This window comes from Mesorhizobium sp. P3_A10 (genome assembly GCF_056403175.1).
The window spans coordinates 314,384-328,176 of record NZ_JBFUFZ010000002.1; the positions used below are offsets into that span (position 1 = coordinate 314,384).

At 62.2% G+C, this 13,793-nt stretch carries 12 protein-coding genes; 10 read left to right on the top strand and 2 right to left on the bottom strand.

The window, feature by feature from the left end:
- Positions 1–182: 182 nt before the first annotated feature.
- On the bottom strand, positions 183–1,220 hold the full coding sequence (locus tag AC1DXU_RS08335) for a LacI family DNA-binding transcriptional regulator (RefSeq protein ID WP_477366876.1): 1,038 nt from the start codon (positions 1,218–1,220) through the stop codon (positions 183–185).
- A gap of 286 nt (positions 1,221–1,506) precedes the next feature.
- On the opposite strand from AC1DXU_RS08335, the gene AC1DXU_RS08340 reads away from it, so the two are divergent.
- From AC1DXU_RS08340 to AC1DXU_RS08385, 10 genes are all read left to right on the top strand, one after another.
- Complete coding sequence (locus tag AC1DXU_RS08340) at positions 1,507–2,526, top strand: sterol desaturase family protein (RefSeq protein WP_477366878.1); 1,020 nt, start codon at positions 1,507–1,509, stop codon at positions 2,524–2,526.
- A 97-nt stretch (positions 2,527–2,623) separates the two neighbouring features.
- Entirely contained in the window at positions 2,624–3,604 is a 981-nt protein-coding gene (locus AC1DXU_RS08345; RefSeq protein WP_477366881.1) for a sugar ABC transporter substrate-binding protein, read from the top strand.
- A 229-nt stretch (positions 3,605–3,833) separates the two neighbouring features.
- Entirely contained in the window at positions 3,834–4,781 is a 948-nt protein-coding gene (locus AC1DXU_RS08350) for an ABC transporter permease (RefSeq protein WP_477368896.1), read from the top strand.
- On the top strand, positions 4,781–5,605 hold the full coding sequence (locus tag AC1DXU_RS08355; RefSeq protein ID WP_477366884.1) for an ATP-binding cassette domain-containing protein: 825 nt from the start codon (positions 4,781–4,783) through the stop codon (positions 5,603–5,605). Before AC1DXU_RS08350 ends, AC1DXU_RS08355 begins: the two co-directional genes overlap by 1 nt.
- 111 nt (positions 5,606–5,716) lie before the next feature.
- Positions 5,717–6,028, top strand: coding sequence for a MocE family 2Fe-2S type ferredoxin (locus tag AC1DXU_RS08360; RefSeq protein WP_477366887.1), 312 nt, complete (start codon positions 5,717–5,719; stop codon positions 6,026–6,028).
- A 1-nt stretch (position 6,029) separates the two neighbouring features.
- Entirely contained in the window at positions 6,030–6,812 is a 783-nt protein-coding gene (locus tag AC1DXU_RS08365; RefSeq protein WP_477366890.1) for a TIM barrel protein, read from the top strand.
- Between the two features lie 9 nt (positions 6,813–6,821).
- Positions 6,822–7,634, top strand: coding sequence for a 3-methyl-2-oxobutanoate hydroxymethyltransferase (locus AC1DXU_RS08370; RefSeq protein WP_477366893.1), 813 nt, complete (start codon positions 6,822–6,824; stop codon positions 7,632–7,634).
- Positions 7,635–7,971: 337 nt separating this feature from the next.
- On the top strand, positions 7,972–9,342 hold the full coding sequence (locus AC1DXU_RS08375) for a radical SAM/SPASM domain-containing protein (RefSeq protein ID WP_477366896.1): 1,371 nt from the start codon (positions 7,972–7,974) through the stop codon (positions 9,340–9,342).
- Positions 9,343–9,363: 21 nt separating this feature from the next.
- Entirely contained in the window at positions 9,364–10,530 is a 1,167-nt protein-coding gene (locus AC1DXU_RS08380; protein WP_477366899.1) for a glycosyltransferase family 4 protein, read from the top strand.
- Positions 10,531–11,284: 754 nt separating this feature from the next.
- Positions 11,285–13,288: a glycosyltransferase gene (locus tag AC1DXU_RS08385; protein ID WP_477366902.1), complete on the top strand. Its 2,004-nt coding sequence runs from the start codon at positions 11,285–11,287 to the stop codon at positions 13,286–13,288.
- Here the strand turns inward: AC1DXU_RS08385 and AC1DXU_RS08390 are convergent.
- Positions 13,245–13,781 (bottom strand): hypothetical protein, encoded by a 537-nt coding sequence (locus AC1DXU_RS08390; RefSeq protein WP_477366905.1) that lies wholly within the window; start codon positions 13,779–13,781, stop codon positions 13,245–13,247. The genes AC1DXU_RS08385 and AC1DXU_RS08390 overlap by 44 nt on opposite strands.
- Positions 13,782–13,793 lie beyond the last annotated feature (12 nt).

The window sequence follows — 13,793 nt, forward strand, 5'->3', positions numbered from 1 at the left end:
GCCGTTGGCGCTACGGCCGGGGTGGTCGGTCAAGCGCGCACCGTGACGGACAACCCGGCGACAGGGCGCCTACGGGACCGTCCAACGCGAGCTTTTTATCCGGCGAAACATTGGTGGGGCGATTGGAGATCGGTGCCCGGACAAGACCCGAGGGAAAGCGCCTGGCTTTGCAAGACGCCGCCCTAAATATTCTCCCGCGTATAAACCTCGAACGGCAAAATCGTCGTGACATTCCCTCCCTCGTTCGGCGCCGACACGGCGCGGACCATACCCGCCAGCGCTTCCTGGGCGATGCGGGCGAGCGGGTGGGAGATGATGAAGGTCAGCGTGCCGTCGAGCAGTGCCGGGCGGGTCGAGTCCATCAGTTCGTAGCCGACGACGACGAGGCTGCCGGCGCGCCCGGTGGAGCGGAGCGCGGCAATGGCGCCGGTGATGCCGCCACCGGCGACATAGAGGCCGCAGAGGTCGGGATTTTCGTTCAGCAGTTTTTCGGTCATCTCCTGCGCTATGGCGCTGGATTCGAAGGTCAGCAGTGGCTCGAGCAGGGTGAATTCAGGCGCATGCTCGCGGAAATAGGAACGAAAGCCGCTCTCGTTCATCTCCTGGCAGCGGTAGCGATGATTGCCGACGAGGATCCCGAGCTTGCCGGGCGCCTTGCAGACATGCTCGAACACCCAGGCCGCGGTGCGCCCGACCTTCCAGTTGTCGAGCCCGATATAGCGCACGTGCCCTGTGGCCGAGATCTGCGAGATCAGCGCAAACACCGGCACGTTGCGGGCATTGAGCGTATCGACGGCTTGCGTCACCAGCGGATGGACCGCGGCGACGACGCCGACGGCGTCGCATTCGGCGCCGAGCGCCAGCAGACGCGCGGCGACGTTCTGCGGCGACAAATCGTCGAGAAACTCGGTGCGCAGCTCTATCTCGCAGTCGGGCATGGTCGGCGCCACCGCACGGATCGCCTCGGCAATGTTGCGGTAGAAGGCGCGGCCGGGCTGGTGCAGCAGGAAGCCGAAGCGGTAGCGCGGCCGGGCGGCGGCTATGCGGCTGCGCAGCGCGCCCATGCCGTAGAAGCCGATTTGCTCCGCCGCCAGCCTGACGCGCTCGCGCGTGCCCTGGCGAACGGCGCCGGCGCCGCTCAGCACCCGGTTGACGGTGGCCACCGAAACGTTTGCCTCGGCGGCGACATCCCTAATCGTCGGCCGCTTGTTCTGATCCATTTCGTCTCATCCGCTTGTAGCAATTGATACGAAGATATCATTCATCGTGCTGGATTGATATGAATGACACAATCCAGTTGGAACAAACATTCTATTCTTGATTCATTTTAGATCAAGATGTTTATCTCTGGAAAAGCAAGCAAGGCGGACGCACCGCCAGCCCAGGGATAGCAACAGCACAGCGCAGACGGGTTTTCGCCCACCGCCTTCAGGCGGTGTGAGGCAAGCGTGCGCGTGCGGCCATCCAGGGCATGGACGGGTGCGGCATTGCGGGTGGAGGATTTGCATGGACGATCTGAAATACGGTGTGCGCGACAAGCGCGGCGACTGGAAACCGAACGGGCGCATCGAGGCGGTGCCGCTTTGGAACTGGCCGCCAAAACTGCCAAAGATCCTGGCATGGCTGCCCGGCTATATCTGGCCGTGGAATGCCTTCCACATGGCCACGGCGCTGATCTACTGGTTCTACGTCGTGCCCGGCGTCGAGACGATGAAGACCATCAGCTGGGGCTGGGCGTTGTGGCTCTACGCCGTCAACGCCGGGGCGATCCTGGTCTTCTACGGCATTTTCGAGCTGCGCTATTACATCAAGCGCGCCCAGGCGACGCGGTTCAAGTACAACCACAAATTCCCCGGCGATGCGCCGTCGGACGTGTTCTGGTTCCAGAGCCAGAACCTCGACAATTTCCTGCGCTCGTTCTTCATCACCATCCCGCTGTGGACCGTGGTCGAAGTCATTTTCCTGTGGTGCTTTGCCAATGGCTACGTGCCGTGGCTCGGCTGGGCAGATCACCCTGTCTATCTAGCGGCGCTGGTGCTGATCGCGCCGGCCATCCACGAGGTGCACTTCTTCTTCATCCACCGCCTGATCCATTGGGGCCCGCTCTATCGCTGGATCCATTCGGTCCATCACAATTCGATCAACCCCTCGCCGTGGTCGTCGCTGTCGATGCATCCGGTGGAAGGGTTCCTCTATCACGCGGTCGCCTTCTGGCACCTCGTCATCCCGTCCAATCCTGTTGTGGCGCTGTTCCAGCTGCATGTCGCCGGCTTCGGCGCCGTCAATGGCCATCTCGGTTTCGACAAGCTGGAAGTGAGCGAGGACACGGCCGTCAACAGCCACGCCTACACGCACTACCTGCACCATAAATATTTCGAGGTGAACTATGGCGGCGACGGGCTGATCCCGCTCGATCGCTGGTTCGGCACCTGGCACGACGGCACCCGAGACGGCGACGCCGCGATGGACGCCCGCTTCCAGAAAAAGAAGGAACGCCTGAACGCCAAGGCCGCGGCGAACCATTGATCAATTGATGCGATGCGCAACGGGAGAGGTGCGCACCGGCAGATGAATTCAGAGTTTTTCTAAACCCGTCGAACGACGGCAACCGGGAGGAGACGACATGAAGCGTACAACGAAACTTTTGACGGCGATGATGACCGCGGCCGTGCTGGCGACAGGCGCCACGTCAGCTATGGCCGATGGGGCGAAGATCTTCGTCATCGGCGGCAAGGCGGACGACCCGTTCTGGTCGAAGGTCAAGAAGGGCGCGGACGACGCCGGCAAGGTCGCCGAACTGACGGGCGGCTCGGTGACATGGCTCGGTCCGCAGAACTACGACAATCTCGGCCCCGACGCCGCCAAGCTGATCCGCACCGCGCTCAGCCAGAAGCCGAGCGCCATTGTCGGCCCGGACTGGGTGCCCGAGGCGATGGACGACGCCTTCAAGGAGGTCGTTGCCGCCGGCGTGCCGCTCATCATCTACAATTCCGGCGGCATGGATGCAGCCAAGCGGCTCGGCGCCATGAACTATGTCGGCAACGAGGAATACGCGGCCGGTCTCGGCGGCGGCACCTATTTCGGCAGCCATGGCGCCAAGAACGTGCTGTGCGTCAACACCTTGCCGGGCTCCACCAACACCGAAGACCGCTGCAAGGGCATCGCCGATGCCATCGCCAAGAGCGGCGGCAAATCCACCCAGCTTCCGCTGCCTTCATCCAGCTTCGGCAACCCGACCGCGGTCGCCGAGGCGATCAAGGCCGCCGTGCTGAAGGACAACACCCTCGACGGCCTCATCACCATCAGCGCCGGCGACGCCAACAGTGCGGCCAACGCCATCAGCCAGGCCAGTGTCGGCGACAAGGTCAAGCTCGCTTCGTTCGACATGGACGAAACCGGCCTGCAGCGCATCAAGGACGGCACGCAGATGTTCTCGATCGACCAGCAGCCCTATCTGCAAGGCTACCTTGCGGTGTCGCTGCTCAACGGCTTCGTCAATTACGGGCTGGACCTGCCGACCAAGCCGGTGCTGACCGGACCGGGGATCGTCGACGCCGCCAATGTCGACGCGACGTTGGCTGGTGCGGCGGCCGGCGCCCGCTAACTTGCGCAAATGAGTGTCCGGCCCGTCCGCGGGCCGGACATCGCCGCCCCGGCGCCCCCGACGAAGGCTGCGCCAGGCCCCCCCATTGTTCAAGCCAGGGACCACTTCGATGACATCCCAAGCCCATGACCAACCCGCCGTGGTAGCGACTGCGCCACCTGCCTCGCATTCCTCGATACCCTCGATAGGCAGCCTCGTGCGCCGCCCCGAGGTCGGCTCGCTGATCGGCATGATCGCTGTGCTGGTGTTCTTCTCGATCTTCGGCGGCGCCAACTTCATGTCGGCCGGCGGTGCCGCCAGCTGGCTCAACGTCGCCTCGGAACTCGGCATCATCGCCCTCCCGGTGGGGCTGCTGATGATCGCCGGACACCTCGATCTCTCCGTTGGCTCGATGATCCCGGCCAGTTCGATGACCATTGCCATCATCTCGGGCCACTACGGGGCACCGATCATCGTCGGCATCCTCGCCGCGCTCAGCCTTGGGCTTGCCGTCGGTTTCATCAACGGCGTCCTGGTGATCCGCACCAAGGTGCCGTCCTTCGTCGTCACTCTGGCAACGCTGTTTGCGCTGGCCGGCCTGACGCTCGGCCTCTCGATCATCCTGTCCGGCAGCACCAGTGTCGCGCTGAAGAGCGGACCGATCGCCAAGCTGGTGTTCGGCGACTATCTCGGCGGCAAGTTCCAGGTGACACTGTTCTGGTGGATCGCCGTCGTCCTGATCGTCGGCTTCATCCTGAATTTCTCGCGCTTCGGCAACTGGATCCTGGCCATGGGCGGCGACGCCGTCAGCGCCCGCAATGCCGGCATCCCGACCGACCGGGTGACCATCGCACTGTTCATGAGCAGCGGCCTGTGCGCTGCCTTCGTCGGCATGTCGCAGGCGATCCTCTACAACAGCGCCCAGGTGGCGGCGGGGCAGTCGTTCATCTTCAACTCGATCATCGCGGTGGTCATCGGCGGCGTGCTGCTCACCGGCGGCTACGGCTCGGTGGTCGGCATCGTCCTGGGCACGCTGACCTTCTCGATCGTCAACCAGGGCATTTTCTACACCGGCTTCGACGCCAACTGGGCGAGCCTGATCATCGGCGTCCTGCTGCTCGCCGCCGTGCTGATGAACAACACTTTCCGCACCATGGCGTTGACCTACGCGCCGCGCACCAAACCGAGGGCACGCTGATGACCACGCCCCTGCTCCGGCTGACCGGGATCAACAAATCCTTCGGTCCGATCGATGTGCTTCACGACATCTCGCTCGAGGTCAACAGAGGCGAGGTGCTGTGCCTGCTCGGCGACAATGGCGCCGGCAAATCGACGCTGATCAAGATCCTCTCCGGTGTCCACAGGCCGACATCGGGGACGATGGAAATGGACGGCAAGGCGGTCGAATTCGGCAGCCCGCGCGATGCCAGCGAGCATGGCATCGCCACCGTCCACCAGTTCGGCGGCACGTTCCCGCTGATGAGCATCGGCCGCTCGTTCTTCGTCGGCGCCGAGCCGACACGGCGCTGGGGGCCGCTCACCATCTACGACCGCAAGCGGGCCAACGAAACGGCGGTCACCGAGATGCGCCAGCTCGGCATCACCCGCATCGACGATGGCGATCGCCTGGTCGGCGGACTGTCCGGCGGCGAGCGCCAGGCGCTGGCCATCGCACGCGCTGTCCATTTCGGCGCCAGCGTGCTGATCCTCGACGAGCCGACCGCAGCCCTTGGCGTCAAGGAAGCGGCGCATGTGCTGCGCATCGTGCTGCAGGCGCGCCGCAAGGGCATCGCGGTCATCTTCATCACCCACAATGTCGTCCATGCGCTGACCGTCGGCGACCACTTCGCCGTCCTCATCCGAGGCTCCAAGGCCGCCGATTTCCGCAAGGGCGAGAAAAGCCGCGAGGCGATCACCGACCTGATGGCCGGCGGCGAGCAGATGGCCGAACTCGAAGCCGAGATCGAGAGTTTCTCGGCGACCAACGATGGGCATGCGCCAAGCGGCGGCGCGCACGCGTAAACCCAGTGAAGATGCTCACCACACGGGGCATCTTCCCTCCCGGGCGGCCGGCGGACACWTGGTCCGCCGSCCGACTTTTCGACCAACCGAGGACCAGGCTGCAGGACGACAATGGCTAAGTGGATTGATGCGTGCGCAACGGATGATATCGAGGAAGAGGACGTCATCCGCTTCGATCATGATGGCCGGACATTCGCCATCTACCGCAGCCCCGACGATACGTTCTTCTGTACCGACGGCCTGTGCACGCATGAGAAGGTGCATCTGAGCGACGGGCTGGTTATGGAATACAGGATCGAATGCCCGAAACACAACGGCGTGTTCGATTACCGGACCGGCGAAGCGGTGCGTGCACCGGTCTGCGTGAATCTTAAAACCTACACCACGAAGGTCGAGGACGGCCGCGTGCACATCGAGGTCTGACATGTCCGACACTTTCTCGCTCGCGGCTTGCGCCGAAATGCTCTGGCGCGACCGGCCGATGGAGTTCCGCGTCAAGCGCCTCACCGAAATGGGTTTTCAGGTCGGCCTGTGGAACTGGCCCGAGCACGACCTCGCAATGCTGGAGAAATCCGGCGCGACCTTCTCGATCATGAACGGTTATCTGCGCGGCCGGCTTGCCGATGACGAGGGTGCCGCCGAGCTGTTGAAGACGGCGAAGGAGACGGCAGCGGTCGGCAAGCGGCTCGGCGTGGCGCGGCTCAATCTGCATGGCACCGGGCTCGGCGAAGGCGGCCTGCCGGTGACGCCTTGCGAGACGATCACCGGCGCCATGTGGCTCAAGGCGCGCGAGACGCTGAATCGCATTGCGGACCTTGCCGAAGCTGAGGGCGTGACCTTCACGCTGGAGAATTTGAACCTTCCGGTCGACCATCCCGGCGTGCCGTTTGGGCGCGCCGAGGACACGCTGGCGCTGGTCTCGAGCGTCAACCGGCCGGGCCTGCGCCTCAATCTCGATCTCTACCATGCGCAGATCGGCGAAGGGAATCTGATCGAACTCTGCCGCGCCTGCCTGCCGTGGATCGGCGAGGTCCAGGTGGCCGACGTGCCGGGACGCATGGAGCCCGGCACCGGCGAGATCAACTATCGCGGCATCGCCCGTGCGCTGAAGGAGATGGGCTATAGCGGGCCGGTGGGCATGGAGGCGTTTGCCTCCGGCGATCCCGAGGCGGCGCTACTGGCCTTCCGCGAAGCTTTCACCGTCTGAGGAACGAAAATGGTCACCAAAAGCAGCCGCCCCACCGTCGCCGACATCCGCGCCATGAAGAGCCGCGGACAGAAGATCTCCATGCTCTACGTCACCTCGCTTGAAGAGGCGGCGGCGGCGGACGCTGCCGGCGTCGACATGCTGTCGATCGAAGGTCGCTTCTTCTCGCCCGAGATGCGCGACGCCGCCGGCCGTTGCTTCGTACAGGTCGGTCTCCCTTACGGCCCCTTCGGCAATCTGATCACAGCCGAGGACTATCTGAAAACCGCCTATCACTACATGCGCATCGGCGGCGACTGCTTCTACTGCGCCGCCTCGCTCGATATCCAGAAGACGCTTTGCGACAACGCGGTGCCGGTCGTCGCCCATGTCGGTCTGATCCCCTCGCAATGCACCTGGACCGGTGGCTTCAAGGCCGTCGGCAGGACGGCAGAGAGCGCGCGAGCGGTATGGGATCACGTCAAGCGCCTGGAGGCCATCGGCTGCTTTGGCGCCGAGCTCGAGGTGGTGCCCGACCGGATTGGCGAACTCATCACCGCGAATACGCCGATGATCATGCTCGGCATGGGCGCCGGGCCGCATGCCGACGCGCAGTATCTGTTCAGCGAGGACGTGCTCGGCCACACCACCGGTCACAAGCCGCGCCACGCGAAAACCTACCGCAACTTCGCCGCCGAATATGAGCGGCTGCAGCGCGAGCGCATCGCCGCCTATCGCGAGTTCATCTCCGACGTGCAGACGGGCGCCTATCCCGAGCCGCAACACGCGGTCCCGATCGCCGACGCGGAGCTTTCGAGCTTCAGGACCGCACTCGGCCTCTAGCGCGGCCCTCGCTCAAACCAGCGAGCGGGAGCGATCGCGCAGTCCTGGTGCGGGGCGCCGAAGAGATGCCGCGTGGCGCATGCCGCAGTCTGAGCTGTCGACGTCGCTGCGATCCGCCCGGGCAGGTCATCGAAGCAGCGGCCCACGCGCCTTTTCATATGCCGGGATTTCAAATGCTGGTTACCGGCAGTCGCTCTGAAAACAACGATCTGCTAGGATGGAGTTGGTTTCCAGGACCTGGCCAATGCCTCATGCGCGAAACCCCATCCGATCCGACCTTGCGTCCGACCAAAGAATGGATCGGCCAACGATCCGATCGGCAATGCGGTCGCCAGGATTGGCGGAAAGCGAGAGGCGATATCGGGAAGAAAAATCGACATCTGGTGCAACATCGCACTTTTCCGGAGCCGAGGCAGTCGTCCGCGACGCGATCGAAGACCTTCTGGCAGACAGCAAGTCGGATGTCGAACTGCTGACATTCGTTGCCGAAGTCGAGGCCGATCCCAGGATTTCGGGACTTCTGGCGGCAATGGCCGCGCTGATCGCCATTGAAGCTGAACTTTGGAATGTTGCAGCAGACCTTGCGGAACGAATTATCTCGGGCGACCAGCACGATCTTTTCGCTCAACGCCTGCTGATCGCATCGGAGGAGAAAGCTCGAAACCTTAACCTCGAAGTCGACGCATGGCTTGCTGACCGCTTTTGCGGAAATCCCTTCGAGGAGATCGAGATCCGGGCCGATGGCAAGGTAAACACCTGCTGCTCCGCGTGGATGCCTGCCTCCATTGGCTCAATTCATGAGCACCATGCCGCACAATACTGGAATTCCATCAAAGCAGCCGAGATACGAAGCTCCGTACTGGATGGCGATTTCTCCTATTGCAGCCGCCTCTATTGTCCGAAGATCGTGCAACGTTCGCTTCCGCGAAAATCCGACGTCACGGCGCCTCTACAGCGCGAATGCATCGACAACGATCTGATTGTCGTCGATCACAAGCCACGCCGGATCGTGCTGTCTGAAGACAGGTCCTGCAATCTGTCTTGTCCTTCGTGTCGAACCGAACTGATACAACTCAGGCATGGTGCGGCGGCAAAGCTCGACGGCATTTTCGACAGCAAGATCGCGCCGCTTCTGGATGACGCAAACCAGATCAAGATTACCGGCAGCGGCGATCCTTTCGGCAGCAGGCATTTCCGCCACGTGCTGCAAAGTCTGACGGATGTGCCAGTCCCCTCTCGCCGCATCCAGATCCAGACAAATGGCGTCCTCATGGACGAGAAGGCGTGGACGGATCTGCGGCTCGACGGCCACGTCAGTACGGTTTGGGTTTCCGTCGATGCTGCCCGCCAGGACACCTACGAGGTCGTCCGTCGAGGCGGTTCGTTCGATCGCCTCTGCCGGAACCTGGATTTTCTCGGCGGACTGCGTGCGGAGCGTCGCATCGACCTGTTGCGTCTGGATTTTGTCGTCCAGGCATTGAATTTTCGCGAAATGCCTGAGTTTGTGGAATGGGCGCGGTCGATCGGTGCTGATGGTGTCCACTTCCTTATGCTGCGGAACTGGGGAACCTTTACGCCGGAAGACTATCGCCGCCACAACATAGGTTCGCCCAACCATCCGGAGCATCCGGCTTTCCAGGCGATTCTCAAAGACCCGCGACTGTCCTCGCCCTTTGTCGATCTTGGCAATGTCTATGAGGCCTCCTGACGCAGCAATCCGGCGGTGTCCATGAAGGCCCGCTTTCGCCTTTGGACGAGAAAGCCCAGGCCGCGCTTGCTGTGGATCACGTCAGAGTACAATCCACGTGTGGGCGGGCTCGAGAGATCCGTGGAACAGACGATGGCGGCGCTGTCGGTCTTTGCGGATGTCGGCCTGATTACCGATACCGAGCAGCACCCAAAACCCGGCGAAGCGGTCCGCCAAGTCGGAGCGCTCAACCTGAAAGGCTGCCAAACCGAACCGGAGTTCCAGGCCGTCTCAGCCGAGCTTCACAGAATTTGCAGGGATTTTCGACCGGATATGATTCATCTGGCCAGCGGCGGGCTAGCCTGTTTCGCGGAATTGCTTTGCGACGTCGCACCGGTTTTCTGCACAGTTCATTGCAAGGACATCACGGCACCCTGGCAACGCATTCCCGGCGCGGATGTCCGGGCGGCTATCGTCGAAGGCCTCGAACGTTGCGCGCGTGTCTTCTGCGTCAGCAACTATACGCTCAGCCACCTTGCCAGAATGGCACCAGGGGCGGCTGGAGAAACGCTTACTCCCGGCCTGCCCAGGGCTTTCTTCAGCGCGACTATGGGGCGGGCCTCCTATTTCACGCCGGAAGGTGGCATTCCAAGGATCTTGACTGTCGCCAGATTGGCGCCGCGCAAAGGCCACGGCCTGTTGCTGGAAGCGCTACAAAGGATCAAGCGGCCATTCATCTGGGATATCGTTGGAGCCGGACCATTTCACGACGAGTTTGATGCCCGCCTCAAATCATCCGCGATCGATGACAGTGTGGTGATGCACGGCGCATTGAACGATGAGCAGTTGGCGGTGCTTTTCCGGCAATGTGACGTATTCGCCCTGACACCGATCGAGGTCGCGGAGGGCAACGGCATCGACGCCGAAGGCTTCGGTCTCGTGTATCTGGAGGCGGCGGCTTACGGCAAGCCATCTGTCGGCAGTGCATCCGGCGGATGCGGGGAAGCCATCGACAATAACCGGACAGGATTCACCGTCGACCCGCACGATGCAAACGGGCTTGCTCTGTCGATCGAGCGGCTGCTTTCTTCCTTTTCGTTGCGGCAATCGATGGGGTCGGCCGCGTTCCAACGAGCGAAATCGGATTTCTGCGTGGAAGACCGAGCGACGACTCTCATGCGGCGCTACATGGAACATAGAGGGCGCTGAGCCGGCCATGCGTCGGTCGTAGAGACGGCATTCCGCAGATCGACCACCTTCCTCGTTGACTTGCCGCCGGGTTCGCGCTTACCTTTGGTCAGCATAGGGGGTATGGCATGCTCCTGAAACGCCTATCGGTCCTGGGGTCAGTGTTCCTGGCCGCCTGCGTTCCCTGGCAGCGAACAGCCGGTCCGACCGCGGTTGCGCCAAATTGCTACGACTACTCCCCCTCAAAGACGGAATTGGCAGCTTGGCGCGCCACGATCCGCGAGAATACGGCGAGCGCTTATCGGTCCTTTGTCAATAAGTATCCAAGAAGCTGCTATGTGCCGATGGCTACTGCAAAGATTTCGACAGCGATAAAGAAGACGTCGCCAAAGGTACGAAAGCTTCCGGCGGCAGCTCAGGGCGGCGCAGGCGAAGCAAAGTCCCGCTCATACTGAGAGGATTGTTCCGGTTGAGGCGGTCGCGCTCCGCACCGTCAATTTGAGAGCGAGCCGTGAATTTTGACATCGTTCATGCGACGGACCTCAGTTGCCCGGGAGGGACGTCGTCCGCCGTCAGGGCGGAACTGAAGGCAGCCGCATTATCGGGTCTCAGCACAGCCGTCATTCCCTTCACAGGTCTGAGCCGCAGCTTCGGCCGCTCCTTCGAAAAGCGAACGGCCGATCTCATCGATGCTCTAGGCATCCCCCGGCTCGCGGGCGAACACGTGGCGACATGCGATGTTCTCTACGCCCACCATCCGCAGGTATTCGAACACATGCCAGCGACGGCTGTCAGAATACGACCGCAGCGCGTGGTTTGCGTCGTCCACCACCCACCTTTCGATGGTTACTGGAAACCGCAGTACGATATCGAAATCGTCGAGCGCAACATCGATCGTCTGTTCGGAACGCCGGTGACTTTCGCGCCGGTCGGCCCCAAGGTCCGCGCACAGTTCGACTGTCTTCCGCAGCGCAAACCCGCCTTGCTTGGCCGTGACCTTTTGAACATGCTCGACCTGTCGGAATGGCCTGGAAGACAGCGGCCCGCGCCGACAACGTCCGCCGTGATCGGCCGTCACTCGCGCCCGGACATGCTGAAATGGCCAGACAGCATGGAAGACCTTCTTGCCGCCTATCCCGATCGCCGCCATCTTGCCGTCAGGACGCTGGGCGGCATACCCGCCGAGTTGGAGACCTGGATCGGATCGAACTGGCAGACCTTTCCCTTTCAGGACGGCGGCGTCCCGGAATTCCTGAACTCGCTGGATTTCTACGTCTATTTCCACAGCCGCCGATGGGTGGAGGCGTTTGGCATGGGCATCGCCGAGGCGATGGCGACCAGCCTGGTGACAATTGTCGATCCTTCTTTCGAAGCGCTGTTCGAGGATGGCGCGGTCTATGCCGAGCCCGGCGGTGTCGCAGCCGCCATCGAGCGGCTGATGGCGTCACCCGATCTGTTCTCGAAGCAATCGGCCAGAGCGAGGAAGCTGGTCGAGGCGAAGTTCTCGCTTGCCACCTATCCCAGCCGGATGAACGAACTCTGCGACGAGCTCGGCCTTCGCCGCTTTCCTGCCTTGAGGCCATCGCTCTCGGCTAAGCCGCGCAAAACAAAAAAGGTGCCGATGCCACCCTTCGGCGAAGCCTCGGCGACGGCAATTTTACACGTCACCAAGCGCCGGCGCATCCTGTTTGTCGCGACCAACGGCATCGGCCTCGGACATATTACGCGCTTGATGGCGATTGCCGAAAGGATGTCGCCCGATGTCGAACCGATCTTCTTCACGCGCTCGGCCGGATTCTCCCTGCTTCACCAGCGAGGGCATGCAACCGACTATATTCCCTGGTCCGTCAAAATGGGCGTCACCGAGGAGAGCTGGAACAAGGCCTATGCGCAGGAACTGCTGGCGACGATCGAAAACCTCGACGTGTCCGCAGTGGTGTTCGACGGCACATATCCTTTTCGCGGCTTGCTCGACGTGCAGTCAATTCGCCCCGACCTCGCCTGGGTGTGGATCAGGCGGGGGCTGTGGGTCAATGGCCAGAACCTGGACGAAGCGCTGCAGGCATGTTTCGACATGATCATCGAGCCCGGCGACCTTGCGCAGGACGAGGACCATGGGCCGACCAGCCGTATGCCCGGCCTGGTGCACAAGGTTCCGACCATTCTGCTGACCGACCCGCATGAAAGCCTGGGCCGAGAGGAGTCCGCAGCATTTCTGAACACGGATCCCAGCAAGTTTACGGTTGCCATGCAACTCGGGTCGCAACGCAATTTCGATTTCGAGGAGTTGCCCGATCTTCTGGTCAAGGAGATCCTCAAGCGCGATCTTCAACTGGTGAGGATAGAGAACCCCCTTGCTCCTCGGGAGACGAAGTGGCCCGGCACCCTATCCACCACCCGATATCCGATCGCTGACTGCTTTGCCGCCATCGACTGCATGATCGCCAACGCTGGCTACAATAGCTTTCACGAATGCATCCATGGCGGCGTCCCCACGATATTCGTTCCGAACGAAGCGCCCGAGATGGACGATCAGCAATTGCGGGCCGCCTATGCCCATGCAACGGGCTTGGGATTGCGGCTTCGGGCCTCCGAACTCGGCCGCGTCGCCGAAACCATCGACATTGCACTGTCGGAGGAATTTCGCGCCGAGTTGAAACGCCGCTCAGCACGTCTGGGGTTTGTGAACGGCGCTTTCGAGGCTGCGCGCGTTATCGAAGACCTGGTGTTTTCGGTCAGAACTCACGCGCCGCTTCACGCCTCGGTGGCGAGAGCGTAATCCGCGACCTGCTCGCGCAGAGCCAGTGCCGCCGGTTCGGCCCCTGCAATTGCTGGGCAAGAAATGTTTCCAGGTCGATCGACAGTTCGATTTGCTTGGCGAACTGCCATTTCGCAATCATCAAAGACCAACGGCGCCGGACGTGACGTTCATACTCGTCCGGCTTGACCGGCAGGTAGTCTCGGGTCGGGAGAAATTCGATCGGTATCGTCGATGCGGCAATCAGACCCGGAGGCAATTCGGTCATGACGGCCACCGGAAATTCGCGGTTTCGCCGGCAGACGAAGGCGACCGATTCCAGCACTTCGCCTATATCGCGCGGAGGCGTCCCCAGCACCGATATCAAGCAGCGTGGTTTGGCGTCTTCCACGGCGGAGCCAAGCACATATCGGATACTATCGGGATCGTCTTCGGCTTGCTCCGCGGACGCGACCGCGAAGCCGGACCGTAGCAAGGTGATCCTGGTGTAGGCTTGCTTCAGCAGACGGATCAAAATCAGCCCCTC

Bases quoted from the DNA above. Each gene is read 5' to 3' on its own strand.
- AC1DXU_RS08345 (WP_477366881.1), top strand. From the start codon at position 2,624: ATGAAGCGTACAACGAAACTTTTGACGGCGATGATGACCGCGGCCGTG.
- AC1DXU_RS08365 (WP_477366890.1), top strand. From the start codon at position 6,030: ATGTCCGACACTTTCTCGCTCGCGGCTTGCGCCGAAATGCTCTGGCGC.
- AC1DXU_RS08385 (WP_477366902.1), top strand. From the start codon at position 11,285: ATGCCAGCGACGGCTGTCAGAATACGACCGCAGCGCGTGGTTTGCGTC.
- AC1DXU_RS08380 (WP_477366899.1), top strand. From the start codon at position 9,364: ATGAAGGCCCGCTTTCGCCTTTGGACGAGAAAGCCCAGGCCGCGCTTG.
- AC1DXU_RS08335 (WP_477366876.1), bottom strand. From the start codon at position 1,220: ATGGATCAGAACAAGCGGCCGACGATTAGGGATGTCGCCGCCGAGGCA.
- AC1DXU_RS08370 (WP_477366893.1), top strand. From the start codon at position 6,822: ATGGTCACCAAAAGCAGCCGCCCCACCGTCGCCGACATCCGCGCCATG.
- AC1DXU_RS08355 (WP_477366884.1), top strand. From the start codon at position 4,781: ATGACCACGCCCCTGCTCCGGCTGACCGGGATCAACAAATCCTTCGGT.
- AC1DXU_RS08360 (WP_477366887.1), top strand. From the start codon at position 5,717: ATGGCTAAGTGGATTGATGCGTGCGCAACGGATGATATCGAGGAAGAG.
- AC1DXU_RS08340 (WP_477366878.1), top strand. From the start codon at position 1,507: ATGGACGATCTGAAATACGGTGTGCGCGACAAGCGCGGCGACTGGAAA.
- AC1DXU_RS08350 (WP_477368896.1), top strand. From the start codon at position 3,834: ATGATCGCTGTGCTGGTGTTCTTCTCGATCTTCGGCGGCGCCAACTTC.